The sequence below is a fragment of the Streptomyces sp. cg35 genome (assembly GCF_050410835.1).
In the GTDB taxonomy this organism is placed as follows: Bacteria; Actinomycetota; Actinomycetes; order Streptomycetales; family Streptomycetaceae; genus Streptomyces.
Genome location: NZ_CP191268.1, coordinates 226,372 through 250,242, shown reverse-complemented (window position 1 = coordinate 250,242; position 23,871 = coordinate 226,372). Strand labels below are relative to the sequence as shown.

General features: G+C 70.1%; 27 protein-coding genes and 1 pseudogene. 20 read left to right on the top strand and 8 right to left on the bottom strand.

The genetic code is table 11. From position 1 onward, the window contains the following. Window positions 1–254 precede the first annotated feature (254 nt). The 5 genes from ACQUQD_RS01275 (at window position 255) to ACQUQD_RS01255 (ending at window position 3,472) form a co-directional block, all read left to right on the top strand. Window positions 255–761 (top strand): Asp23/Gls24 family envelope stress response protein, encoded by a 507-nt coding sequence (locus ACQUQD_RS01275; RefSeq protein ID WP_428950012.1) that lies wholly within the window; start codon window positions 255–257, stop codon window positions 759–761. Between the two features lie 114 nt (window positions 762–875). Continuing rightward, window positions 876–1,028 carry a hypothetical protein gene (locus tag ACQUQD_RS01270; RefSeq protein WP_428957785.1) on the top strand — a complete coding sequence of 51 codons (153 nt, stop codon included), beginning with the start codon at window positions 876–878 and terminating at the stop codon, window positions 1,026–1,028. After that, window positions 1,025–1,996, top strand: coding sequence for a DUF6286 domain-containing Asp23/Gls24 family envelope stress response protein (locus ACQUQD_RS01265; protein ID WP_428950011.1), 972 nt, complete (start codon window positions 1,025–1,027; stop codon window positions 1,994–1,996). The genes ACQUQD_RS01270 and ACQUQD_RS01265 overlap by 4 nt, the downstream gene beginning before the upstream one ends. Beyond that, window positions 1,993–2,577: a hypothetical protein gene (locus tag ACQUQD_RS01260; protein WP_428950010.1), complete on the top strand. Its 585-nt coding sequence runs from the start codon at window positions 1,993–1,995 to the stop codon at window positions 2,575–2,577. The genes ACQUQD_RS01265 and ACQUQD_RS01260 overlap by 4 nt, the downstream gene beginning before the upstream one ends. After that, the gene (locus tag ACQUQD_RS01255) at window positions 2,567–3,472 is read left to right on the top strand and encodes a YihY/virulence factor BrkB family protein (RefSeq protein WP_428950009.1); all 906 of its coding nucleotides are present in this window, start codon (window positions 2,567–2,569) and stop codon (window positions 3,470–3,472) included. The genes ACQUQD_RS01260 and ACQUQD_RS01255 overlap by 11 nt, the downstream gene beginning before the upstream one ends. A gap of 242 nt (window positions 3,473–3,714) precedes the next feature. Here the strand turns inward: ACQUQD_RS01255 and ACQUQD_RS01250 are convergent, their stop codons facing one another. Beyond that, on the bottom strand, window positions 3,715–4,188 hold the full coding sequence (locus tag ACQUQD_RS01250) for a hypothetical protein (RefSeq protein WP_428950008.1): 474 nt from the start codon (window positions 4,186–4,188) through the stop codon (window positions 3,715–3,717). Between the two features lie 333 nt (window positions 4,189–4,521). Between ACQUQD_RS01250 and ACQUQD_RS01245 the strand changes: the two genes are divergently transcribed. Together ACQUQD_RS01245 and ACQUQD_RS01240 are read left to right on the top strand one after the other, a co-directional pair. Further along, window positions 4,522–5,064, top strand: a complete 543-nt coding sequence (locus ACQUQD_RS01245; RefSeq protein ID WP_428950007.1) for a peptidoglycan-binding domain-containing protein — start codon at window positions 4,522–4,524, stop codon at window positions 5,062–5,064. 170 nt (window positions 5,065–5,234) lie between these two features. Beyond that, on the top strand, window positions 5,235–5,864 hold the full coding sequence (locus tag ACQUQD_RS01240; RefSeq protein ID WP_428950006.1) for a hypothetical protein: 630 nt from the start codon (window positions 5,235–5,237) through the stop codon (window positions 5,862–5,864). A gap of 117 nt (window positions 5,865–5,981) precedes the next feature. Here ACQUQD_RS01240 and ACQUQD_RS01235 read toward each other — a convergent pair whose 3' ends face one another. Next, window positions 5,982–6,374, bottom strand: a complete 393-nt coding sequence (locus tag ACQUQD_RS01235; RefSeq protein WP_428950005.1) for a hypothetical protein — start codon at window positions 6,372–6,374, stop codon at window positions 5,982–5,984. A 275-nt stretch (window positions 6,375–6,649) separates the two neighbouring features. After that, window positions 6,650–7,060, bottom strand: a complete 411-nt coding sequence (locus ACQUQD_RS01230) for a hypothetical protein (protein ID WP_428957416.1) — start codon at window positions 7,058–7,060, stop codon at window positions 6,650–6,652. A 318-nt stretch (window positions 7,061–7,378) separates the two neighbouring features. Here ACQUQD_RS01230 and sigJ point away from each other — a divergent pair, with 318 nt between their 5' ends. Beyond that, window positions 7,379–8,254 carry an RNA polymerase sigma factor SigJ gene (gene sigJ, locus ACQUQD_RS01225; protein ID WP_428950004.1) on the top strand — a complete coding sequence of 292 codons (876 nt, stop codon included), beginning with the start codon at window positions 7,379–7,381 and terminating at the stop codon, window positions 8,252–8,254. 84 nt (window positions 8,255–8,338) lie between these two features. On the opposite strand, the gene ACQUQD_RS01220 is transcribed toward sigJ, so the two are convergent. Continuing rightward, the gene (locus tag ACQUQD_RS01220) at window positions 8,339–8,989 is read right to left on the bottom strand and encodes a TetR family transcriptional regulator (protein ID WP_428950003.1); all 651 of its coding nucleotides are present in this window, start codon (window positions 8,987–8,989) and stop codon (window positions 8,339–8,341) included. A 125-nt stretch (window positions 8,990–9,114) separates the two neighbouring features. Between ACQUQD_RS01220 and ACQUQD_RS01215 the strand changes: the two genes are divergently transcribed. Next, window positions 9,115–9,981 (top strand): carboxymuconolactone decarboxylase family protein, encoded by an 867-nt coding sequence (locus ACQUQD_RS01215; RefSeq protein WP_428950002.1) that lies wholly within the window; start codon window positions 9,115–9,117, stop codon window positions 9,979–9,981. Between the two features lie 314 nt (window positions 9,982–10,295). After that, window positions 10,296–11,162 carry a GNAT family N-acetyltransferase gene (locus tag ACQUQD_RS01210; protein WP_428950001.1) on the top strand — a complete coding sequence of 289 codons (867 nt, stop codon included), beginning with the start codon at window positions 10,296–10,298 and terminating at the stop codon, window positions 11,160–11,162. Window positions 11,163–11,215: 53 nt separating this feature from the next. On the opposite strand, the gene ACQUQD_RS01205 is transcribed toward ACQUQD_RS01210, so the two are convergent. After that, window positions 11,216–12,538 carry an MFS transporter gene (locus ACQUQD_RS01205; RefSeq protein WP_428950000.1) on the bottom strand — a complete coding sequence of 441 codons (1,323 nt, stop codon included), beginning with the start codon at window positions 12,536–12,538 and terminating at the stop codon, window positions 11,216–11,218. Window positions 12,539–12,609: 71 nt separating this feature from the next. Here ACQUQD_RS01205 and ACQUQD_RS01200 point away from each other — a divergent pair, with 71 nt between their 5' ends. Next, entirely contained in the window at window positions 12,610–13,599 is a 990-nt protein-coding gene (locus ACQUQD_RS01200; protein ID WP_428949999.1) for a GlxA family transcriptional regulator, read from the top strand. Window positions 13,600–13,925: 326 nt separating this feature from the next. Next, window positions 13,926–14,573: a dihydrofolate reductase family protein gene (locus ACQUQD_RS01195; RefSeq protein ID WP_428949998.1), complete on the top strand. Its 648-nt coding sequence runs from the start codon at window positions 13,926–13,928 to the stop codon at window positions 14,571–14,573. A gap of 265 nt (window positions 14,574–14,838) precedes the next feature. Here ACQUQD_RS01195 and ACQUQD_RS01190 read toward each other — a convergent pair whose 3' ends face one another. After that, window positions 14,839–15,846: an ArsR/SmtB family transcription factor gene (locus tag ACQUQD_RS01190; protein WP_428949997.1), complete on the bottom strand. Its 1,008-nt coding sequence runs from the start codon at window positions 15,844–15,846 to the stop codon at window positions 14,839–14,841. A gap of 67 nt (window positions 15,847–15,913) precedes the next feature. Between ACQUQD_RS01190 and ACQUQD_RS01185 the strand changes: the two genes are divergently transcribed. The 7 genes from ACQUQD_RS01185 (at window position 15,914) to ACQUQD_RS01155 (ending at window position 20,863) form a co-directional block, all read left to right on the top strand. Then, a complete protein-coding gene (locus ACQUQD_RS01185; protein WP_428949996.1) occupies window positions 15,914–17,137 on the top strand; it encodes an MFS transporter in 1,224 nt (407 codons plus the stop codon). Next, window positions 17,134–17,460 carry a hypothetical protein gene (locus ACQUQD_RS01180; protein WP_428949995.1) on the top strand — a complete coding sequence of 109 codons (327 nt, stop codon included), beginning with the start codon at window positions 17,134–17,136 and terminating at the stop codon, window positions 17,458–17,460. Before ACQUQD_RS01185 ends, ACQUQD_RS01180 begins: the two co-directional genes overlap by 4 nt. After that, window positions 17,454–17,711, top strand: coding sequence for a hypothetical protein (locus ACQUQD_RS01175; RefSeq protein WP_428949994.1), 258 nt, complete (start codon window positions 17,454–17,456; stop codon window positions 17,709–17,711). Before ACQUQD_RS01180 ends, ACQUQD_RS01175 begins: the two co-directional genes overlap by 7 nt. 272 nt (window positions 17,712–17,983) lie before the next feature. After that, window positions 17,984–18,709 carry a VOC family protein gene (locus ACQUQD_RS01170; protein WP_428949993.1) on the top strand — a complete coding sequence of 242 codons (726 nt, stop codon included), beginning with the start codon at window positions 17,984–17,986 and terminating at the stop codon, window positions 18,707–18,709. Window positions 18,710–19,197: 488 nt separating this feature from the next. Further along, window positions 19,198–19,893 (top strand): helix-turn-helix transcriptional regulator, encoded by a 696-nt coding sequence (locus tag ACQUQD_RS01165; protein WP_428949992.1) that lies wholly within the window; start codon window positions 19,198–19,200, stop codon window positions 19,891–19,893. 32 nt (window positions 19,894–19,925) lie between these two features. Next, on the top strand, window positions 19,926–20,450 hold the full coding sequence (locus ACQUQD_RS01160) for a DUF3291 domain-containing protein (protein WP_428949991.1): 525 nt from the start codon (window positions 19,926–19,928) through the stop codon (window positions 20,448–20,450). Between the two features lie 74 nt (window positions 20,451–20,524). Beyond that, complete coding sequence (locus ACQUQD_RS01155) at window positions 20,525–20,863, top strand: hypothetical protein (RefSeq protein ID WP_428949990.1); 339 nt, start codon at window positions 20,525–20,527, stop codon at window positions 20,861–20,863. Here ACQUQD_RS01155 and ACQUQD_RS01150 read toward each other — a convergent pair. Beyond that, window positions 20,822–22,621, bottom strand: a complete 1,800-nt coding sequence (locus ACQUQD_RS01150; protein ID WP_428949989.1) for a glycoside hydrolase family 3 protein — start codon at window positions 22,619–22,621, stop codon at window positions 20,822–20,824. The genes ACQUQD_RS01155 and ACQUQD_RS01150 overlap by 42 nt on opposite strands. Before the next feature lie 213 nt (window positions 22,622–22,834). Here ACQUQD_RS01150 and ACQUQD_RS01145 point away from each other — a divergent pair, with 213 nt between their 5' ends. Then, window positions 22,835–23,503, top strand: a complete 669-nt coding sequence (locus ACQUQD_RS01145; protein ID WP_428949988.1) for a DNA alkylation repair protein — start codon at window positions 22,835–22,837, stop codon at window positions 23,501–23,503. A gap of 5 nt (window positions 23,504–23,508) precedes the next feature. Here the strand turns inward: ACQUQD_RS01145 and ACQUQD_RS01140 are convergent. Further along, window positions 23,509–23,863, bottom strand: a pseudogene (locus ACQUQD_RS01140) (hypothetical protein); the annotation flags it as partial. Window positions 23,864–23,871 lie beyond the last annotated feature (8 nt).

Here is a 23,871-nt window from a genome sequence, read left to right as displayed (position 1 = left end):
TCATGGCGTCACCTGTGCGTGTGATGAGGGCCATCGACGAACGCCGCACCGCCGGTCAGCGCCCCCACAAGATCGCGTGGGCAGGCCCCGGATCGGGGTAGACGGCCCATAGAGGCCCGTCGGGGAACTCGTCTCCAAGTGCGTGGCGGGGCTCGGTGGCGGGTGCCGGGAAAGTTTCTGGATCTGGTGCGTCACAACTGTCCACGGGCGGGGTCCAAGCACACAGAACGTCAATACAGCAAGGAGATGTGGACATGGCGACGCAGCAGGTTGCGGCTCCTCAGCAGAAGACTCTTACGCCGAAGGTGGCCAAGCTTTCCGAGGCCACGACCGAGGTGGGCACGGGACGTTCGGGAGTGGACGAGCCGGCGTCCACGCGGGGCAAGACGGCGATCGCCGATGTGGTCGTGGTCAAGATCGCGGGTATGGCCGCGCGGGAGATCCCGGGTGTCCACGCGATGGGCGGCGGCCTGTCGCGCACGATCGGCGCCGTGCGCGAGCGCATTCCGGGCGGGCGGGCCAACGTGGGCCGCGGCGTGAAGGTCGAGGTGGGCGAGCGGCAGACCGCCATCGACATCGACCTGGTCGTAGAGTACGGCGTGCCGATCATGGACGTGACCTCGGACGTGCGGGAGAACGTCGTCCTCGCGGTCGAGCGGATCAGCGGTCTGGAGGTCGTGGAGGTCAACGTCACCGTCAACGACGTCCACCTGCCGGGCGACGACGACGCCCCCGCCACCGTCGACTCCCGCGTCGAGTAGACGTCACCAGGGCAGCCGCGCCCGACGCGGACACGATCAGCAGCCGCCCCGTCGCGGGGGCACACGAGTGGAGGCACGCGGGTGAGCAGGGCGTTTCAAGGAATGCTGGCGGGAATGGCGCTGGCTTTCGCCGGCTACTTCGGGGGATTCGGAGCGTTCCTGCTCGTCGCCGCTCTCGGCGCCATCGGCTACGCGGTCGGCTACTGGCTGGACGGCGGCGGACGGATCGAGGACGTCCCGAACATGTTCTCGCGGAGCCGGCGGTGACCGCCCCCGCCCCCGCGCTGCGGGGCACCACCGTCCTGTCCGACAGAGCCGTGCGCAAGGTCGCCCAGGGCGCTGCCCGGGAGGCCGTCACCGTGGCCGCGCGTGACGTGAGCGCTTCGGCCACGGTCGCGGGACGACGGGCATCCGTCGGCGTGCAGGTCGCTCTGCCGTATCCCACGCACCTGTCGACCGACGCGCGCAGGGTGCAGGAACACGTGACCTCCCGCACGCGCGCCCTCACGGGTCTGCAGGTCCCCACGGTCCGCGTGGTCGTGTCCCGTCTGGCGCCGGACGCCGCGCCGCCGTCGCCGCCCGCCGACGCCGAGGCCGTTGCCGGGCCGGCGGTTCGGCCGCCGCGCCGCTGGTGGTCCCAGCGCCGTCGGCCGATGGGCGTGCTGTCGGGACTGGCCGCGGCGGCCGCGGTCGTGTGCACGGTCGACGTCTTCCGTGTGCATGCAGCCGGTGCACAGCCCTGGGCATGGCGACGCTCCGCCGTGACCTGGCTGGCCGGTCACGGTCCCGGTGATCCCACCGTCACGCTCGCCGGAGTCGGCGCCGCGCTGGTCGGCGCATGGCTGCTCTTCATGGTCGTCACGCCTGGCCGACGCCGTCAGTTGACACTCGGCACCGCGGGGGAGGGATGGAGCGCCGCGATCGACCGACCGGCCGTCGCCGCACTGCTCCGCGACGCGGTGGCCGATGTACCCGGAACGCAGGACATCAAGGTCCGCTGCGGCCGACGGACCGTCAAGGTACGCGGTGAAGTCGCCTTCGGGGACTGCGCATCGGCCCGGGCCGAGGCCCGTCGGACCGCCACCGACGTACTGGATTCCTGTGGTCTACGACGCCCCTTGCGACTGCGCCTGGTCCTCCGCCCCGCCGACACGTGGCAAGCACCTGCAGCAGACGCCGGGCAGAACCCCGAACCGCACCACGCAACACTGACGACCGGCGAGGGGGACGCATGATGTCGCGACCACGCACCACCGCCAACCGGCTGACCCTGGGCACCGTCGCACTCATCGTGCTGTGCGCGGGCGTGTGGCTGGCCTCCTTCGACGAGCGATGGGCCGCACACCTGCCTGCGGGCCGGCCGGCACCGCCCGCGGACAGTGTCCTGCTCGATCGTGACGGTCTGGCCGAACTGCGCACCCACGCCTGGTGGACGCCGACCGTCATGGCGGTCGGCATCCTGGCTGCCGTCGCTCTGATCGTCTGTTTCCTGTCCCAAGTGACCGTCCGGCGCCCCGCTCGCCTGACCCTGGCCGCTCCGGGCAGCCATGTTCGAGGCTCCGGCCTGGAAGACGCGATCCGCCTGCGGACACAGTCGGTCGACGGAGTGGCCCGCTGCCACGTGCGCATCGCCCGCCGCCGACGCCGCCTGCACGTACAGCAACATGTCTGGCTGGAGCCCGGCATCACACCCAGCAGCGTGCTCGGCGCGCTCAACACCGTTGTCGATGAGGCCCGGACCGCGGCCGCACCCCGTCCCGTCACCGTCCAAGTCCGCCTGCGCGGCACACACCACCGCACACCTCATGTCCACTGAACCCACCCAGCTGCCCACCCGGGCATCCGCCGTCGAACGCATCGCGCCCGCACCGCGCGACCTGCGGCACGCCCTGTTCCGTACACCGGTGTCGCTGTGGAACGACGACATCACCGACTACGCCGCTGCCCTCACCTACTACGCGACCCTGGCCGTCCTGCCGGGGCTGCTGGTGATGGTGGCGACGTTCGGCCTCGTCAGCCCCGACACCGCGCAGTCCCTGATCGAGCATGTGACCGCGTACGCGCCCGGACAGGCGGGCAACCAACTCCACGAACTGCTCACCCGCATGATCCGGGAGAACGCCGGCGCCTGGACCATCATCGGCACCGGCCTGGTCAGCGCGGTCTGGTCGGCCTGCAGCTACCTGGCCGTCTTCCGGCGTGCCCTGCACCGTATGCACCGCACCGCCGACCGGCGCACCCCCCTGTCGAGGGCCCACCACACCATCCTGACCGCGTTCGCCCTGCTGGCCCTTCTCGTCCTGACCGCTCTGGTGCTCGTGCTCAGTCGGCCGGTCGCCGAAGGCGTCGGCCGGGCTCTGCACCTGGACGCGACCGTGGCCATCGCCTGGTCGGTCGCCCGCTGGCCGCTGCTGCTCGCCCTGATCGTCCTGCTGGTGTCCACGGTGTTCCGCAACGGGCCCGCGGCGGCCCGCGTACAACACCGCAGTCTGCCGGGCGGCATCCTGGCCGCGGTGCTGTGGCTGATCGTGACGGGCGGTTTCGCGCTCTACACATCCATGATCAGCACGTACAGCCGCCTGTACGGTTCCGTCGCCGGCATCGTGGTGTTCCTGATCTGGCTGTGGCTGTCCAACCTGGCGCTGCTCACCGGCGCCCAGTTCTCGGCCGAACTCGCCGCATCCGAAGAGACACCCCAGAGCCCTGAATGAGCGATCCCGGCGTCCCGCCCCACCACCGCCTGCGGCGCACCTCTTCGCCCCGCTGGTTACTGGACCGGGCCCGTCGCGCCGGACCGGAGGCCGACACCGACCGCGACCTCGCCACTCGGCTCCGGATCAGCGCCGCCCGTACTCCTTGACGATCTTGCCCGGCTCCTGCGTACGGCCACCGCCCAACTGGCGGCGGCCGTACGCGAACACCCGGCCCGCACCCGGACACGTAATCGGGCAGCTCACATCAACTCCGGCTGGGCGGCCGCCTCGTCGGCCACGATCTTCAGCGCCGTGTCCCGCTGCTCGACCAACGGGACGAGCTGCTCCCTGACACGCGCGGACGGCGAGATCACCCGCACCTGCCGGCCCGTGGACACCTTGCGCAGGAAACACAGGAACGCCGCCTGCACATGGGTGACGGGAGACAGGTCGAAGGCCACAGGAGCCTCATGGTTCAGCGCCTCGACCCGCTTCGTCACTTCCACGGCGGCGCGCGCGTCCGCTCGGCCGGCGAGACCGATCACCCACACCTGACCGACCTGAGCCGAACGCGTCACTCTCGGGCGCCGGTGCGTCGGCGCCTGATCGGACCAGGTCATCCCGGCGGCCAACGGAATCCCGCGCCTGCTCGGAGTGACGTCGAGGGTCTCGCCGAAGCACCCCAGCGCGCGCCCCGGCCGCCGACGAGGAAGCTCACCGTGCACATCAGCCATCGCGAACATCTCCCGTACTCGTCGTCTCCTGTGCCGCTCGCACGACGCATCACGCGTACGGCACCGTCACTTGGTTAGACCCGGTACCCGGGGTTGCGTGACGCAGTCGACCTCTGCCCGGATACGGACGTGCAGGCGCAGCAGGCTCGGAGACCCGCACCAGAGCTGCCCCGGTGCCGCCCCGTGCGATGTGCCGGGAGGCGGTGGTCCTCTGATTGTGGGTCTGTTCGAAATCTGCCGGGTGACGGGTGCAGCGGGGCAGTGGCCGGGCTGTGGGGATCTAGGGTCCGGGGTGTGAAGTCCCCGCTCAACGAAGACGCCGTACCCAGACGTATGAAGCGACGCGTCCCGCCCGGCGCCAGGGCCGCTGCCGTCGTGGTGGGCCTCGCGGGCCTGACCGCGTTGGTGGCCGCAGGCCTCTGGACGACAGTTGTCCCAGGACAGAAGGAGACCGGGCAGACGACGGGCGCCGGCGCCGGGCCTGCCATTACGCCGGCCTGGCAGAACGCCTCGCCGCCGGCCACTGAGCCGCAGGATCCCTCCTCCCGCCGCGGGCCGTCTTCGTCGCCGGCCGGTTCCGGCTCCCAGCGGGCCCCCGCGCCGGGGGCGTCCTCGCCGACGGCCGCTGACGACGGTGGGACCGCCCATGACGATCACCGGCCACTGCGTGCGGGCAGTCGCGGAAGCGGTGTGGTCGACGTGCAGGAGAGGCTGCGACAGATGCGGCTGTACGAAGGCCCGGTCGACGGTTACTACAGCGTGGACGTCGCCTCGGCCGTGGCGCGCTTCCAGCAGGCCCGGGACATCGACGAGACGCTGGGTGTCTACGGTCCGCGCACACAGGCCGCGGTGGAGGCGGCGACGCCAGGCGTCTAAGAGGGAGGGGACCTAAGCCCTGACCCGGGCAGGGGCATAAGGCCTCTGCCTCGCCCGATCACCGCTTCGTGCGATTTCTGTGACATTTCATACGGATTGCCTTGATGTGCAGCTCCTACGTTCAGTGACGTCGCACCAACCACCGAACAGGAAGCAAAGGGGGCCATCCCATGCAGACCTCTCGAATCGTCCGTACCAGCCTTGTCTCCGCCATCGTCGGAATCGGGGCCGTCACGGCTCTGGCCTCCACGGCAGGCGCCGCCACCGGGCATGCCCAAGCGCCTGCCGTCGACGTGACCCTGCCGTCGCCCACCCTGGACCAGCCGCAGGACATCGACCTGAGCGACGGCACCGTGGCGCACATCAGCCACCTCTCCGACGGGCACTGGCAGGCCTGGATCACCCAGCACGGCACCCGCATCGCCGCCCTCGACGCGAAGCACCCCAGTAAGAAGACCCACGGCTTCACGTACGTCCTGAACCAGGCCAACGGCTTCGTGGGCGTCATCCACCCGGGCGGCTGGCACAGCGAGCAGGACGTCGCCCCCGAGCACCAGGCACACAAGCAGCACCGCGGCGAGCGGAACAAGGATTGCGGCCGGCACGCCAAGGCCGCGCAGGGCGCCGAGCGGGACTACAAGGCGCTGAAGAAGGACCTGCTGCGCGTCGTGCGCAACGGCGGGCATCTGGACAGGTCCCAGGAACAGGCGCTCAAGGACGCCCAGTACAAGGCGCAGCACGCGGCGGGCCACGACCGGCATTGCGGCGCGGTCAACTCCGGTGCGGGTGCGGGCAAGTAGCCCGTAGCCGCCGAACACCGGCGCTCAAACACGACACGTCCCGCCTCGGCCGCGCATGGAGGAACGCGGCTGAAGCGGGACGTGCTGATCGTGCCCGCGAGGGAACCCGGGTGCGGGTCAGAGGATGCGCTCCTCGGCGTCGTACTGGTCGACGGGCTCGTTGGTGCAGGTGCTGACCGGGCCGCCGAGGACGTTGCCGCCGACGCCCTGGGGGTCGGCAACGGCGCAACGCAGGTCGACGTTGACGAACGAGGAGCCGTAGGTGTTGGCGATGCCGCCCGGGTCTCCGGCGATGGCGACGTCGCCGTTGTCGGTGGCGAACTGCGAGGTGCCGGTGCCCGACATGGTCTCGCCGTAGGCGGCGCGCGAGGCCTGGTTCATGTCGTGCGCGCTGGTCATCGAGTCCGCCTGCGGGGCGGCCTCGGCGGCGGAGGCGACACCGGCGGCGCCGACGGTGGCAGCAGCGGCGGCGGACGCCAGAGCGGCTCCGGCCATCACCTTGCGAATCATGACAACTCCCGTCTGAAGGAAACGCTCTCGAAGGAAGAGCTCTCGCCGGAAGAATCGGCTCTCACCAGCGACGACCCGTGTCTGCGCCCGCTGATTTCGGCGGGGTCCACTCCTACGTGCGGCAAGCAGCCGAATCGTGTGCCGATTGGTCCTCTCGAGTGAGGCAGTCGGAGCGGCGAACCGAGAGCGAAGGCCCCACGCCGCGTGCCACCGGATCCGGCCCGAGCCGGTGTGTCAGGGGTCGCTGCGGCACGGATGAGGCCGACGGCCGTGTCTCACGCGGTGACGGTGGCCCGGACCCCGCTTCGTGTCAGGACCCGGCCCAGGTCGAGCACGCTCAGGCCGAACATGAGGATCCCCAGGGGGACATGCAGGCTGAGTACGTGAGCGATGCCGAGGACCACCTGGAGAGACGCGAGGAGCAGGAACCCGGTCGCGTACAGGACGGGGCGGGGCGAGGCGCCACCCGGACGCCAGGCGAGGACCGCGGCGAGCACGTACAGCATCGACATGCCGTACATGACACGGGCGCCGACGCTGTGCATGAGGTCGCCGTGCTGAGCGGACAACAGCAGTCCCGCGCTGACTGCCTGCAGGAAGATGGCCACGGTCTGCAGGGCGATCGAGGCACGTACGAATGCGGAGAACCTGGTGCCGGGCTGCTGTGCCTCCGACTGTGCGGGCATGGTGCGTACGGGCATGACGCCCCTTCCTTGCTGCTGCTCGGGCGTTGTCCGGGGCTGACACCGCGGACTGTCAGCTGTCCGACGACGCAGCCGCAGCAAACGTGAGGCGCAACAAAACCTCTGGTGTGTGAGCTGCGTCTCAGCGATCATGTGGAGGGGCGCTGTACGCATGGGGGAGTCACAGGCATGTCCGATAGTTCAGCAACGGGTATTTCTGCTGCGAGTGGTGGGCCAGTGAGCGGTTCCGCGACGAGTGGTTCCGCGGCGAGTGGTTCTGCGACGGGTTCGATTCAGGTGGCGGGGGAGCGCCGCCAACTCATGAACCTCACTTATCGGTTCCTCGGATCGCTGGCCGAGGCCGAGGACGCCGTCCAGGAGACCTACGCGCGCTGGTACGCCCTGTCCCGGCAGGAGCAAGAGGCCATCGCATCACCGGGTGCCTGGCTGACGCGAGTGGCCGCCCGCATCTGCCTGGACGTGCTCGGCTCGGCTCGGGCGCGGCGTGAGCGCTACGTCGGTGAATGGGTGCCGGAACCCGTGCCCGACACCCGTGAATGGGGCTCGGGCATCGACCCGGCCGAACAGGTCACCCTGGACGAATCGGTCGACATGGCCCTCCTCGTCGTCCTCGAGACGATGACCCCGGCCGAACGCATCGCCTTCGTCCTGCACGACGTCTTCCGCTACCCCTACGCCGAGGTCGCCACCGTTCTCGGCCGCACCCCGGAAGCCTGCCGCCAACTGGCCTCGTCCGCCCGCCGTAGGGCCCGCACCGCGCGCGCTGCCCAGGCCCCCACCGCCCAACAGACCGCCGTCGTCCACGACTTCCGGCGCGCCTGGGACACCAAGGACATCGCCGCCCTGATCGCGCTGCTCGCTCCGGACGCCACCCTCATCGCCGACGGCGGTGGCCTGGTCGGCGCGGCCCTGCGCCCGATCACCGGAGCGGGCGACATCGTTCGCTACCTGACCGGAATCGGCGACCGGGCTCCGGCCATGAATCTGCTGCAGCGAACGGTCAACGGACGTGCCGGCCTGGTGGCCCAGACGCGGACGAACTCCGTCACCGTGACGGTGGCCGCGTTCAACGTCGGGAGCGACGGCCGCGTCACGCACATCTGGGCCGTACGCAACCCGGAGAAGCTGCAGAGGTGGAGCAACGACGCCGTCGACCGGGGGAGCCTCATCCAGTGACGGGGCGCGGGACCTGCTCAATGTCGGGGCCCGCACTTGCACGATGCCGCCGCAGTCGCCCGGAGCCGGTCCGCGCAGACCGCTTCAGGCACTCGCCTCCGGTTCGGAACTGGCAGGGCCCTGTTGCTCGCTGTGAGGCTGAACCGAGCCGCTTGTCCCGGTCGTGAGGCGGCGCGTCATGGCGATGAGGTCGGCGCGGAGTGCGTCGGGGGAGTTGTCGGCTCCGGCCCGGGTCATGCGGGCGAGCTGGGGCATGGTGAGCCACCAGGTCGCCAGGGCGAAGACGGCACCGAAGAGCCGGCCGGGCGGGAAGTCGGTCGTGGCGGTGCCCGCCTGCTGCAGGAGGGCGATGGAGGCGGCCTTGTCGGCGTAGTGGGCCGAGCGTTCGTCCTCGGACACCGGCGGGGTGGTGCCGTCCTGCAGTGCTTCCCAGGAGAGCAACCGCAGCAGGTGCGGGTGGGCGCGGTGATAGTCGAACAGGCGCCCTGCGAGTTCCCCGAGGTCGCCGTCCGGACCGGGCATGGGCACCGCAGCGGCCGCCTGGGCCAGCTCTGCTTCCAGTACGGCGTTGAAGAGGGACTTCTTGTTCCCGAAGTACTGGTAGATCCGTTCCTTGTTGACGCCTGCCGCCGAAGCGACGCGGTCGACGCGGGCGCCTTGCGGTCCGTGCTCGGCGAATTCGGTCACGGCCGCCTCGAGCAGCAGCCGTTTTGTACGTGCGGTGTCCCAGGCCATGAGGCAAGTCTAGCCATTCTCCAACTGAAGGGTTGGACATGGGTGGCCGTCCGTGCCAGACTCCAACTCGACAGTTGGAAAACGTGACCGCCCTCGCTCTCGCACAGGAACAGGAGCAGCACCTCTTGACCACACCTCACCTCTCCGACGAATCCTCGACCGGCCCCACGCGACTGGAGCGCGGTCTCGCCCTGCTCGACACCGTGGGAGCAGGCGCCCCGACCCCACTGGAGACCCTCGACGACATCGCGCCCGACCTCGCCCGCTACGCCGTCGAGTTCGCGTACGGAGATCTCTACTCCCGCCCTCACCTCACCCTGCGCGACCGGCAGTTCGTCACCATCGCCGCGCTCGCTGCCCTCGGCACAGCGGAGCCGCAGCTGCGCTTCCACATCGCGGGCGCCCTCAACGTGGGCTGCACACGACGCGAGATCACCGAGGTGCTCATCCACACACTCGTCTACGCAGGAGTGCCGGCGGCGCTCAACGCGGTAACCGCCGCACGTGCCGTCTTCGACTCACACCCTGGGTACCTCCAGGAATCCCAGGCGTCCGAAGCAACCGACAGCAACAGCGCCGAAGACAGTCACAGCGACATCGACGACCGCTACACGCGAGGACTTGCCGCCCTCTCCGCCGTCGACGGCCACGCAGGCGAAGCAGTCGTTACGTCCCTCGCCGACATCGCCCCTGACCTGGGCCGCTACATCATCGAGTTCGTCTTCGGCGACATCTACGCCCGCCACGGCATCGACCTGCGTACCCGAGAGCTGGCATCCGTGGCCATGTGCACCGCGCTGGGCACCGCCGCGCCCCAACTCCGGGTGCATCTGCACGGACTGCTCAACACCGGGGGCACCCGGGACGACGCCGTCGAGACCATCACGCACCTCGCCGCCTACGCGGGCTTTCCCGCGGCCCTGAACGGCATCACCGCCCTGCGCCAGGTCCTGCAAGAACGCGAGACGCCCGCGAACTCGGGGCGCGGCTGAGGAGCCGATCGTGCGGGGCGGTGTCGTTGAGAGTGCGCGCGGCATTGGGCCGGAAGGGTTCGCTGGTCGTTGCCGTTGCCCCTGCTGATCGTGTCCGGTTGGGCCCCTACAGCGCTTGGGAGAAGCGGTTCTCAGCGCGCACGGTGTCGCGTGGCGAAGAAGATGAGCCCGATCGGTGCCAACGCGACCAGACGGCAGATCTCCGCGACGAGCCATGGGGCATGAAGAGCACGGGGCAACCACACCACGCAGCGACCGGCCATCGGCCGTAAATCGAGTGCGGACTGTCGGTGCGGTGAGGTGTGATCGGGGGCATGTCGATTGCGATGAGCGAGCCGGGAGTTGACGGGCTGGGCGAGATTGTCGGCGTGCTGCGGGAGTGGCAGCACGACAGGGCGCCGATGCACCTGCACCCGGGCGACCTGGGCTGGTTCTGGCGGTTCGGGGCGCAGGCGACGGCCGCCGCGGTGCGGACGTGGAGCCGGGGCGGACGGATTGTTGCCGTCGGGTTGCTGGACGAGCCGGAATTGCTGCGCCTGACGATGGCCCCGGATGCTCGCCGGGACGAGGAGCTGGCGCGTCGGCTGGTCGACGACGTGAGCGCTCCGGAGCGCGGCGTACTGAAGGAGCGGAAGGGGTACGTCGACGCACCGACGGGCGCGCTGGTCCGAGAACTGCTGCTCGAGAGCGGATGGACCGCTGACGAGCCGTGGACGCCGCTGAGCTGTGACCTCACCCAGCCGGTGCGGGATCCGGGCGTGCGAGTCGAGGTGGCCGGACCGGAGCAGGCACAGGTGCGGACCGCCGTACATCGGGCAGCGTTCGACAGGCCGACGTTCACGGACGAGCGCTGGCAGGCGATGGCGGCCGGACCGGCGTACGCCGACGCCCGGTGTCTGATCGCGTACGACGACGCGGGCAACGCGGTGGCGGCGGTGACCGTGTGGTCGGCCGGTCGTGGCAGGCCCGGGTTGCTCGAACCGATGGGCGTGCACCCGGATCATCGAGGTCACGGCCACGGCAAGGCGATCACCCTCGCCGCGGTGGCCGCACTCCAGGAGCTGGGATCGTCGAGCGCGATCGTCGCGACGCCGAGCCGCAACGTCGCAGCCCTCGCCACCTACAAGTCGGCCGGATTCCAGCCGCTCCCCGACGTCCGGGACCTGGCCCGGGACGCGTAGCCGACACCGACTCCGGCAGGCGGGAGCTCCGGCGACATCGTGAGACAGTCCGTTCACTGTCCGTCCGGGGCCCCCGGCCCGTCGATCTCCGAGGGAGCGGCGCGGCGCAAAGTGCGGATCGCCGGGATCGCGAACAGCGCCGCGCAGCCCGCCAGGCAGGCGCCGGCCGACACCAGCAGGAGCCGCTCGGGGGAGGCCAGCGCGGTCGCGGGCCCGGCCAAAATCTGGCCGAGCGCGATTCCGGACACCGAGCCCGCCAGCTCGTAGGCGCTGACCCTGTTGAGTACAGCGGGCGGCGTGTGGGTCTGCACGCTCGTCGCCCACATCACCGACCAGAACGCCAAGGCGCCGCCGCCGAGGGCGTGACCCGCCAGCAGCAGCGGCAGGTCGGAGCCCAGCGCCACGCAGAGCGGCAGCACGGCGTACAGCACCATCGCCACCGCGCCGGCTGCCAGCGGCCGGGCCGGACGCAGCCGCAGTGCCAGCAGGCCGCCGAGCACCGTGCCGGCTCCGAGGAAGGAGACGGCCAGGCCATAGGAGTTCGGGCCGAGCCGGTCGCCGACCAGCGCCGAGCTGAGCGGTACCAGCGGCCCGAAGAGCAGCACGCCGTAGCCCATCCAGATGAGGATCACCGCCCACATCCAGGTGCGTGAGCGGAACTCCTGCCACCCCTGTCGCAGCTCGCGCCGCAGCGAACTGCCGGTGCGGGGCGAGGAGCCGATGCCGACCGAGGTGTCGGCGGACGCGTCGGCCGGTGCGAGCCGGATGAGCGCCAGGCACAAGGCGCTGAGCAGGAACGTACCGGCGTCGATGGCGTACACGGTCCCGGCACTGGTGGCCGTGATCAGCAGTCCCGCGAGGGCCGGGCCGATCAAGTGGGCGAGGGCGTCGGCCACCTTGAGCGTGGCGTTGGCCCGCTGCGGTTCGCGGGCGACCAGCGGAACCATCCCGTTCACCCCGGGCAGGAACATCGCGACGGCCGCCCCGGCCAGTGCCGCCATGGTGATCAGCAGCCAGAACGGCGGCGGTCCGGCGAAGAACGCCGCAGCCAGCACACCTTGGGTGAGCACCCGGGCGAGGTCCGCCAGAACCATCATCCGGCGCGCTCCGAACCGGTCGGCGAACACCCCGCCGAACAGGACCAGGAGGACGAACGTCCCGGTCCAGGTACCGAGGACGAGGCCGGCCCCGGAGATCCCGTACAGCGCGCCGACCGCGAGCGCGGCCGCCACCGGCATCATCGCGTCGCCGACCAGTGAGATGGTGCGGGCGGTGAAGTAGAGCGCGAAGCGCCGCTCCCACAAGGGACGTTGAGTGGTCGGCGGATCGAGCACGGTGGGCTGGGCGGTCTGGTCATGCGTCTGCGCGGTGGTCACAGCACTGATGTTGGACTGGACCAATCGGTCACCCCAGTGTCTCGAACGACACGGTGAGGTACTTTCCCGCCATGACGCCCGGCTCACTGCCCCATTCCACGGCACCGCACCGCGTCGTGGCGCTGCTGCAACCCCCTCAGGCGACCTTCCCGCTGGCCTGCGCGAGCGCGGTGTTCGGCGACCACGGACCGGCGATCCCTCAGCGCTACGCCTTCGAAGTCTGCACGGAGTCCCCCGGCACCGTACGCACCGACGTCGGCTACGACATGCTGGTCACGGCAGGCCTGGACGCGCTGGAGCGCGCGGACACCGTGCTCGTCCCCGGCTGGCGGCAACCGCCCGGTACCGACGTGCCGTCGGCGGTCGTCGCGGCGGTCCGCCGGGCGCACCGGCGCGGCGCCCGGATCGTCGGCATCTGCTCGGGCGCGTTCGTGCTCGCCGCCGCCGGACTGCTGGACGGCCGACGCGCCGCCACCCACTGGGCCCAGGCCCCCGAACTGGCAGACCGGTTCCCGAAAGTCCAGGTCGATCCCGCGGTGCTCTACGTGGACCACGGCGACGTCGCCACCAGCGCCGGATCGGCGGCCGGAGTGGACCTCTGCCTGCACCTGGTCAGCGCCGACCAGGGGTCTGCGTACGCGCTCCGGATCGCCCGGCAACTGGTGATGCCGCCACACCGCGAGGGCTGCCAGCTGCAGTACGCCGAACTGCCCACCTCCGGACCGGTCGCCGACTCGCTGGCCCCGCTGCTGGACTGGCTGGCCGGGCGACTGGACCAGCCGGTCAGCGTCGCCGAGATGGCGGCTCGCGCCCAGGTCTCGTCCCGCACACTGACTCGCCGCTTCACCGAACAACTCGGCATCAGCCCCGGACGGTGGCTGCTGGACCGGCGCATCGCCGCCACCCGGGCGCTCCTCGAGGAGACCGACCTGCCCGTGGAGACCATCGCGCACCGCGTCGGTCTCTCCTCGGCCGTCAACCTGCGCCGCCGCTTCCACGAGGCCCTTCGCACCACTCCCGCCGCGTACCGTCGCGCCTTCCGCGCGGAGAAGGCCGGGTAGGACACGGCTCGGTGGACAGGACCACAGGTCCTCGCCGTGCCGCCCAGTGCTCTGACCGCGGAGGTTCGCCGGGCTGGCGGTTGGCACGGTTGGAACGGTTGGATGGGCGGTGACGTCCGTTGCGACGCGTGTGAGTGGTGGCGACGGCCACCCAGGCCACCTCGATGCCGTCCGCGTCCACGACGGGCACACCGCCAGCGTGGCCGCTTCCTGACGTGCCTTGGAAAAAGTTGCGGGCTGCTGTCGATCCGGCCACGCCCCGTTCGACGTGAGGATGTGCGGCGCCCCGCCACACGATGACGCGACAGGACCTGAGAAGGAAACACGTGGAACAACTGCTGAGAGTCATGAACTTCACCGTCTCGAGTGACGGAATCGGTGCCGGTGAGGACCAGAGCCTCGAGAGTCCGTTCGGCCACGCCGTGGACCCGGCGAGGCTGTTCGCCTGGGCCGGTGCCACGGCGAGCTGGCCCATGCGCACGGATCCCGGGGGGAGCCGGGGCCTCGACGACTACTTCACGCGGGACTTCGCACGGAACATCGGTGCCGAGATCATGGGCCGCAACAAGTTCGGGCCCCAGCGCGGGCCCTGGCAGGACCATGAGTGGCGCGGCTGGTGGGGAGAGGAGCCTCCGTTCCACACACCGGTGTTCGTCCTGACCCACCACACGCGTCCGTCGTTCACGCTCTCCGACACCACGTTCCACTTCGTCGACAGCGACCCGGCCACGGTCCTCGAACAGGCGCGGGAAGCGGCGCAGGGCAAGGACGTCCGGCTCGGCGGCGGGGTCACCACCATCCGGCAGTTCCTCGATGCCGACCTCGTCGACACCATGCATGTGGCGGTCTCGCCGGTGAAGCTCGGGTCCGGACTGCGCCTGTGGGAATCCGCCGATGAGCTGCTCGACCGGTTCCACCTGGAGATCGTGCCCAGCCCGAGCGGCATGACGCACCACCTGTTCTGGCGAAGGTGACACGAGGGCCCACTCGAGTTCAGGCTGCGACTGCGAGAGGGGCGTCCGCCTCAGCGGATGTCCCTCTCGCCGCGGATGCGGGCACGTTCCTTGCGTTGGGCGGCGAGGCTGTCGGGTCGGGCGGATGATGGCCGCCTGAATGACGAAGTCCTCGTCGTCAGGGCTGAGCAGACGGCGACGGCCTCCCGCCCACTGAGGGGCCGGACAGGCCCTAGCCCTGCCGGACGGCAGATACGTGTGCCGCCGTCCGTTGCATCGTCCGCGACTACGCGAAGGCCCGTTGCGGCTCCCGACCACCGTCATCGGATCCCGACGCATCCATGAGTACTTCACCGGCCGCCGTCCGCACATACAACACCGACCGTCCAGCCCGCCGTCGCTGAACGAGCCCCGCGTCCAGCAGCACCCGCAGGTGCCGGCCCACCGACCCCAGCCCCTGCCCGGTCACGGCGACGAGTTGCGTCGTGCTCATGGGAGTTCCGACCAACGCCAGCAGCCGGGCCCGCGCGGTGCCGATGAGCGCGCCGAGACCGGCCGGGACGGGGCGGCGGTCGTGGTCCTCGGAGAGCACCCCGAGGCACGGGTAGACGACGGCGTACCGCTCTCGTCCCTCCCACGACACCCAACCGGTCCTCGGTGTCACCGGCATGAACAGCAGCTCGGCCCCGGCGGCGATCTCCCGCGGCGGATACGTGTTCAGGTTGACCTGGAACCTGCTCTCCCCGAGCCACCGAGTCATCCCCGGCTGCAACGAATCCAGCACGGCTGCCCAACCGCCCTGGTTCACCCTGGCGGTCCGCGCGACCATGTCGGCCTCCAGGACACGTCGTCGGCGGTCCCAGTCCGGCCGTACGGTCTCCTCCCAGACGTACGTCAGGAGCGCGGTCGCCCGCTCGGGCAGGTCGTTGCGCTCCAAGGCGGCGGGCAGCGAATCCTTGAGGCACACGCGGAGGTTGGCCCGAGCCTCCTCGGCCCCGGTCTCCCGCACCCGCGCCACGGTCTCCCCGAAGGTCTCCCCGACACACGAGGTGGGGCAGAAGAAGTCGGCGATCCACGAGGTGCCGATGGCCACCCGCACGAGATGCGCGACCACCGGATCGGCTTCGAGGCGCGCGCGATAGCCGGGCAGGTGGGCGCGCAGCCAGGCATCCTCGCCCGGATGGGCGCCCGTCTCCGTGTGCAGCAGCCTCAGGCTCGCGAACGTCTCGGCGAAGGGCGAGAGGACGAAGCGGCTGCGGGCGAGAGTGTCGGTGCCGATCTGCCACAAGCCCATGAGTACGACCTTTCGCGTGTCGGCGAAACGGTACACACGTCTCCGGACCGCTCCGAGACTGCGGCACATGCGCAGCTACCGCTCCCTGTTCCGGACCCCGGAGTTCACCCCGTTCCTGCTGTCCTTCACCGCCTTCGCTGCGGCCCAGACGGTCGGCGGGCTGGCCCTGGGCACGCTGGTCTTCAAGGCCACGGGCTCCCCGCTCCTGTCGGCGTTGAGCATGTTCGGCCCGCAACTGGCGCAGTTGCTGGGCGGCGCGTTCCTGCTCTCGGGCTCGGACCGGCTGCCGCCACGCGCGGTGCTGTCCGGCCTCGGGCTCGCCTTCGCGGCCGGAACGGCGCTGCTGGCGCTGGACGGCCTGCCCGTCTGGGCGGTCTTCGCCGTCGTCCTGTCGCAGGGGCTGGTCGCGTCACTGAGCGGGGGAGTACGTGGGGGACTGCTGAACGAGATCCTGTCCAAGGACGGCTACGTGCTGGGCCGATCCGTCTACAACATGCTCTGGGGCCTGACACAGATGGCCGGATTCGCGACGGGCGGCGCCCTGCTGACACTCCTGTCCCCACAGACCTGTCTCCTCCTCGCCGCGGCCCTGTACGTGATGTCGGCCCTCGTCACGCGCCTCGGCCTCACGGCCCGCCCGCCCCGCTCCACAGGCCGGCCATCCGCCGCGGCGAGCTGGCGCACCAATGCCCTGCTGTGGTCCTCACGTCCGCGCCGCCTGGCGTACCTCGGCCTCTGGATCCCCAACGGACTCATCGTCGGCAGTGACTCGCTCTACGTCTCCTACGCCCCCGCGGCAGCCGGCACGCTGTACGCGTTCGGGGCGCTGGGCATGTTCGTGGGCGACCTCGCGGTGGGCCGCCTGGTGCCGCCCGCGGTACGCCGCCGTCTCGCGACGCCGCTGCGCCTGCTGCTGGCGGCTCCCTACCTGTTCTTCGTGCTGCGGCCCGGCGTGGCACTGTCCGCTGTGGCCGTCACCGTCGCCTCTGTCGGATTCGCAGCGAGCCTGGTGCTGCAGGAACGCCTGCTGTCCCTCACCCCCGACGACCTCACGGGCCAGGCCCTCGGCCTGCACGCCACTGGCATGGCAGCTCTGCAGGGCATCGGCGCCGTCCTCGCGGGCACGCTGGCCCAACTGGCCTCTCCGGCAACGGCGATGACCCTGATGGCGGCCGGGTCGGTCACCGTGACACTGTTCCTCGCGGCGCTGGGCAGGCGCGAGGAACGACAGTCGGCAGCTGTGCCAGATAGGGGCTCCGACGTCGTGCCGGAGACGGCGGCCACGGAGTGAGCCTTGGTCCGGATCCGTTCCACAGTTCCGCACCTGTCGAACTGACCGCGTGTGGACCGGGCGGCGACACCACGGCGAAGGACGCCTCTTCGAGCAGCTCCCCGCCCACGCGGCTCACCCTGGGGCAGCCCGGGCCCGCGCAGGAGATCACCAAGTACAAGAAGACCTCGAAGTTCCTGGTCACGCCGACGAAGGTGATCGAGGGCACGGCCGCAGACCTCAAGGAACTCGACGACCAGAGCAAGTACGAAGGGCAGAAGGTCGCCTGGGTCTACGTGAAGGCGAAGAACGTCGGCACCAACGCCATCAAGTCCCCATGGTGATGAGCGACGTCGGCGCCGAGGCCAACGGCAGACCCGCTACGAAGCTCCTGCTCCTGATGGGCGACCTCAGCAGCAGGCCCAAGGACTGCGTCGGCAACGACGGCACCACCCGGCTGGACGGCGAAGACATCTGGAAGCCGAGAGACCAGCGCACCGTGTGCCAGCCGTACCTGCTGCCGACAGACGCGAAGATCACCGCGGTCACGTACTCGCAAGGTTCTTACAACGAGCCCTTGAAGTGGTCTGTCTGAGGAAGGACGAGGATCCTCCTGATCCTCGCGGAGCGGTGAGCAGCAGAGCCGGCGCGTAAGCAGGGCTGCTGCTGCTCGTTCGCGAAAACGTGACGCCGCGACTCCGCGACTCCCGATGGAAGCGATGGAAGCGACGGAAACGCCGGAAGCGACGGAGACTGCGGAAGCGACGGAAACTCGGATGCGGGTGTCGAAGGGCCACCCCTAGGCTGCGCCTCGGGGAGGGCGATGCGTGCCGCGTCGGCCGTCAGCGGATCGGAGATGCGCGGGGTATGACCAGTCAACTGTTCGCGATCTGCTTCAATGCGACCCGGCCATCGGACCTGGCACGGTTCTGGTCCGGAATCCTGGGCTGGCAGTTGGCCGACGATCCGGACGGCGATGACGTCGCGGTCCTGCCTCCGAGCGCCGCCGGTTTCCGCATCCGGTTCCTGCTGAGTCAGGAACCGAAGACCGCCCAGAACCGGGCGCATTTCGACCTGACGAGCGCTACCCCGGAGGACCAGCAGCAGACGGTGGCCAGGGCATTGGCATCCGGCGGGCAGCACATCGACGTCGGTCAACTCCCGGAAGAGGGGCATGTGGTGCTCGCCGATCCGGACGGCAACGAGTTCTGCGTCATCGCGGCGGGCAACAAGTTCCTCGCCGACACCGGTGTCGTCGGAGCGCTTGCCTGCGACGGTACGCAGAAGGTCGGCTACTTCTGGAGCGAGGCGCTGCGGTGGCCCCTGGTCTGGGACCAGGACGAGGAGACTGCGATCCAGTCGCCGAGCGGCGGTACGAAGATCACGTGGGGTGGTCCGCCGGTGGCACCGAAGGCGGGCACGAACCGGCTGTACCTGGAGCTGGCGATCCCCGCCGACGCCGACTGGAACGCAGAGGTCGACCGCCTGATCTCGCTCGGCGCGACCCGCACCGACACCGGCGAAGGCGACAGTGGTCAGCTGCTGATGCTCGACCCCGACGGCAACGAGTTCGCGGTACAGAAGCCCCGGTAGCGGCCTTGGCGCCCGACGGACCGAGCCTTCGTGGGGAGCGTCAGCGCTCGCGGCTCTTCGACCACCATCAGCCGCCCGCCGTCCGTTCGCTCCCTGAACCGGGGGCCGGCAGAGTACGACGCTCGAACTCGTCGTCGATGCGAGTAGTCGGTCGGCCCGGATCCGCGCGGGAAACGCCACGTATCTCCTGAACCACAACATGTTTGCGTGACGGCCATCGCCCGGCGCGGACCGCGAGCCAAGCATGGCCGGCCCACTCTGAGGTCGCCCTTGCAGGCCCCCGTTCCCGCTCGACCGGACAAGGCCCTCTGGCGGCAAGGCAGTTGAACCAGGAACAATGAGCGGCGCCGGCTCCGCCGTCCCATCCCCGTGACGGCGGAGTCCGGTCCTGCGCCGGCGCGCTCTTTCGCGGCATGCTCATGGAGAAGGGGGCCAGGGCCCCGCCCCGCTCTTCTATCTCCAACCTGGATTGTTTCTAGAATGTCCGGATGGAGGACATCGACGCGATCGCGGCACTGCATGATCCGGTGCGGCGTCGCCTGTACGAGTACGTGGCGGCGCAGGGCCGCGAGGTCGGCCGCAACGAGGCCGCCGAGGCGGCCGGGGTGACACGCACGCTCGCAGCGCATCACCTGGACAAGCTGACCGAGGCCGGGTTGCTGGAGAGCGGCAGCCGTCGCCTGACCGGCCGCTCGGGCCCCGGGGCGGGCCGCCCCGCCAAGGTGTACACGCGGGTGCGGACCGAGCGGGCGGTGTCGCTGCCCGCCCGCGACTACCGCACCGCCGCCGAACTGCTCGCCGAGGCCGCCGAAGAGGCCGGCCTGGACGCCGGTCTCTGCGCCGCCGCCCGCCGCCGGGGCGAGGCCCTGCGTGGCTCGGCTGCGCCCTGTGCCGATCTCGAGCAGGCCATGAAGATCCTGGCTGCCCGCGGCTACGAACCGCACGCCGAAGACGCCGAGAACTCCCAGGGGGAGGGTGAGCCCGGGGAAGCGGCGCGCGTCATCCGTATGCGCAACTGCCCCTTCCATGCCGTCGCCGAACGCTTCCCGCCGCTCGTGTGCGGCATGAATCTCGCGCTGCTGGAAGGGCTGCTCGGTGCGGGCGGCCCCGTAGGCACCCGGATGGACGCGCGGCCGGGGGAGTGCTGCGTCGTGATCGAAGCTTCTAAAAACAAAACTCGTTGACATAGAAAAGCGGGCCATGCTGGGATGAGGCCATGACCGCACCCACGCCTGCCGCCCACCTCGCCCAGCTGAATGTCTCCACGCTCCGTCATCCGCTCGACGACCCACGCAGCGCACACTTCGTAGAGATGCTGGACCCGGTCAACGCCGCGGCCGACGACGCGCCCGGATTCGTCTGGAGACTCGTGGGGGAGGGGGCGGCGGACGCCACCGGCCTCCGTCCGGCGGGCGAGAACGTCATCATCAATCTGTCCGTGTGGGAGACCCAGGAGGCGCTCTGGGACTTCGCCTACCGCAGCGGGCACTTGGAGGTCATGCGGCGGCGTCGCGAATGGTTCGAGCGGCATGTCGAGGCGCACCTGGTGCTTTGGTGGGTTCCCGCCGGTCACATCCCGACCGTCGGTGAAGCCTTGGAACGCCTGGCGGACCTACGGGCGAACGGGCCGTCGCCACGCGCCTTCACCTTTGCCTCCGCCCACACCGCCGCCGAGTCCGCTCAGCAGCGTGAGGTCATGCCACCGTCCCGGTCCGGCGAATCTGCCGCGGCGACGAAGTAGAAGAAGCAGTCCGTTCGGCGCCGAGACAAGCGAAGGCGCCGTCGCGGTCAGTCGTTCCTGAGACCATGGCGGGCATGACCGAGCCCGCTGCCGACGCGCGCCCCGAAGTCCAGATCTTCGAAGTGGAACATCTCGGACCCGGCCGACTCGCGCTCATCGTGCGCTGCTTGGCGACCACGCGGCTCGGTGATCGCTTCCGATGCCTCGACCGCCAAGGCCGAACCGTCGACCTGACCGTGACCGAGATCCGACGCTACCCACCGTTCACGGTCACCGAAGTCGCCCCACCGCACGCGGCACGCCTCGTCCTCACTGCCCCAGGTGCGGCCGAACTCGACCTCAGAGCATGGGACATCCTGCGAGGTGCCGACCTAATAGCGCAGCCCATGCCCGATCGGGAACAGGGTCTGTGACGGGTCACCGGCCACCGGGATCGACACCGGCAGTCGCCCACTCGGGCCGTGCTCGCCGACGATGACCTGAACAGCGTGGTCGAGGGCGTCCGCGCCATTGCCGTACGTCGCCAGATACACCGGCGCGTCGGGGAAGCGGTTGATGTCGTACGGAGTGCGGACGCCGACCACGACCACGCGCGTCTTCGCCGCCAGCAACGCGCGCACCAGACCCACTTGCGCGACACCCGCGTCCTTCCCGCCACCGACCGTCAGGCCGCTGGTGGCCACAACCACCAGATCGGCGGCGGCAGCAGCGGCGACGACCTCGTCGATCCTGCCCCGGTCGGGGGTGGCACCCGCGTCCAGCGACGTGACCGCATGCCCGCGCGACGTGAACGAGGCCGCCAGGCGCGACACGGCGACGGAGTCGGACCCGGTGACAAGGACACCGCGAGCGCCGGTACGGATGGGGAGCGCACCGTTGTCGTTCTTGACCAGTGTGGTGCTGCGCGCGGTGATCGCGACGACGTCGGAGCGGAACTCCGGACGGCCCACGACGCGTTCGGCCCGGTCCTCAAAGCCGTCGCCGAGCACGTCGGTGAAGAGTCCGCGGCGGATCTTGTGGCTCAGGATGCGGACCACCGAGGCGTCGAGCCGTGACGCGGAAATCCTGCCGGACCGCACGGCGTCGACCACCGCGGCGTGAGCCAGCGGCAGGTCGGGGGAGAGGACCAGCATGTCGACCCCCGCGGCAAGTGCGGTGACAGCGGCCTTGTCCGGAGGGAACTGCTTGCTGGCTCCCTGTATGTCGAGCGCGTCGGTCACGATCAGACCGTCGAATCCCAACTCCTCGCGCAGCAGACCGGTGACGACGGCGTGCGACATCGTGGCGGGAACCAAGGTGGGATCGAGTGCGGGGACGCTGATGTGCGCCGTCATGATCAGGTCGACACCCGCTGCGACCGCCGCACGGAACGGCGGCAGATCGATCGCGTCGAGCTGCGACCGGCTGTGAGTGATGCGGGGCAGTCCGAAGTGGCTGTCGGTGTCCGTGTCGCCGTGACCGGGGAAGTGCTTCGCGGTGACGGCCACGCCGCCGCGGTGCAGCCCCTTGATCGCGGCCTGGACGAACGTCGACACGGCCTGCGGGGAGGCACCGAAGGACCGTACGCCGATCACGGGGTTGGCGGGGTTGACGTTCACGTCCGCCACCGGAGCGTGATCGGCGGTGATGCCGCAGGCGTGCAGCTCGGCACCGGTGATCTCGTAGGAGCGGCGGGCGTCCGACGGGGACCAGGTGGCCCCCAGCGCCATGTTGCCCGGCTGCGGAGTGGCAGGCGGAGTGGGCATCCGGGAGACCGCGCCGCCCTCCTGGTCCACCGAGATGATCAGCGGCAGTCCCGTAGCACTCCGGGACGCCCTCTGCAGACCGTCGGAGAGCCGGGCGATCTGCCGCGGAGAGGCGAGATTGTCGTCCCCGCGCGCCGAGAAGTAGATCACTCCGCCCGGTGCGTACTTGCGGAGAACCTCTGCCGGAGTGGCCACCCCGTAGCGCCTGCGGTTGAGGGCCGCGGCGGCCTCGCTCACGCGGAAGGCGTCCTGGCCCGCCACCTCGATCATGAAGAGCTGGCCGACCTTCTCCTCCAGCGTCATCCGATCCACCAGCGACCGCGCCGTGGCCCGATCGGAGGCGGCCGAGGCCGCGTTCGGCATGGCGGCGCTCCACATCCATGCGGCACCGGCCATGCCGGCCAACGCCTGTCTACGGGATGTCATCCAAGATCCTGGGGGCTGCGTCGGGATGGTACTGCTCCTTTGTGTGATTTTGTCGCACTTTACTGAGGCAGGCCGTCGATGAAGTGGTCCGCCGCGCTGTCATACGTGTCGTGCGCGCCGCACCGGCGCAGGGTGTCCAGCACATCGGTGTGCCTCACGAAGGGCGGAAGCCCGTCGTAGGGTGAACCTGCACGTGAGAGGCAGGAGGCAGGGATGGCCGAGACGACAGTGGCCGAGGTGTTGGCCGAGCTGGCCGGACTCGATGACCCGAAAGCACGAGCCGTGAACGAGAAACACGGCGACGACCACGCCGTGAACCTCAGCAAACTGCGCGCGCTCGCGAAGCGCCTCAAGACACAGCAGGAGCTGGCGTCCGGTCTCTGGGCGACGGGGGACAGCGCGGCGCGGCTCCTCGCGATCCTCGTCTGCCGCCCCAAGGCCTTCGGGCGTGATGAGCTGGACACCATGCTGCGTGAGGCGCGCACGCCCAAGGTGCACGACTGGCTCGTGAGTTACGTGGTGAAGAAGAACCCGCACTGCGAAGAGCTGCGCCAGGCCTGGTTCGCCGATCCTGACCCCGTGGTGGCGAGCGCCGGCTGGGCGCTGACCACCGAACGCGTGGCGAAGAAGCCCGAGGGCCTCGACCTCTCGGGCCTGCTCGATGTCATCGAAGCGGAGATGGAGGACGCCCCGGACCGACTCCAGTGGGCGATGAACCACTGCCTGGCCCAGATCGGCATCGAGCACCCCGCGCACCGCGCCCGAGCGCTCGCCATCGGTGAGCGCCTGGAGGTGCTCAAGGACTATCCGACGTCCCCGGGCTGCACGTCACCGTACGCACCCATCTGGATCAACGAGATGGTGCGCCGACAAGCCGGTTGAGACGGCAGGGCCCGTCCCAGCCCCAGACGCCTCGACTCCGCCCGCACGCCGAGCTCCTCGACCTCACCCACGGCGATGGCTCGCCCCCGCCGACGGACAGAACACAGAGCGACGCCGACCCAGGCTGAAGACAGGCCGAAAGCCGGTGGTGAGCAGCAACGCCGTTGACTCCTCTTCCGAGGCCATGGCGTTCGCGCCGAACACGGCAGTCCGAGCGGTGCCATGCTGCTGCACGAGCCGCCGGACCCGGCTCTCGGCCCAGGCGAACATGGCAGAGCCGAGCCCCAGCCCGCGATGTGCAGGTCCTCGTGGCCCCGATACGGCCGGAAGCCGTAGCCCTCGCGGATCGCGCCCACCCCAGATCCCTC